Origin of the sequence: Prescottella defluvii, from assembly GCF_000738775.1 — a bacterium.
Lineage (GTDB): Bacteria > Actinomycetota > Actinomycetes > Mycobacteriales > Mycobacteriaceae > Prescottella > Prescottella defluvii.
The window spans coordinates 1-340 of record NZ_JPOC01000191.1; the positions used below are offsets into that span (position 1 = coordinate 1).

General features: G+C 67.4%; 1 protein-coding gene. It reads right to left on the reverse strand.

The window, feature by feature from the left end; all coding sequences use genetic code 11:
• On the reverse strand, positions 1–340 hold a 340-nt coding region (locus IJ15_RS0124405), incomplete at both ends, for a proton-conducting transporter transmembrane domain-containing protein (RefSeq protein WP_031940905.1).

The following is a 340-nucleotide window of genomic DNA, read 5'->3' on the forward strand; positions in this document are numbered from 1 at the left end:
CAGGGCGAGGCCGAGTGCGGTGGTCACTCCCCCGCTCGCGTCGTCGACGCCGCCGAGGACGTCGGCGAAGGACACCGACCCGAACGTCGCGAACATGATCATCAGGCCGACCATCAGGCCCATGTCGCCGACACGGTTGACCACGAACGCCTTCTTCGCGGCGGTCGCGGCGGTCGGCTTGAACTGCCAGAACCCGATCAGCAGGTACGACGCGAGACCGACACCCTCCCAGCCGACGTAGAGGCCCAGGTAGTTGTCGGCGAGCACCAGCAGCAGCATCGCGGCGAGGAACAGGTTGAGGTACGCGAAGAAACGTCGGCGCGCGACGTCGTCGCGCATG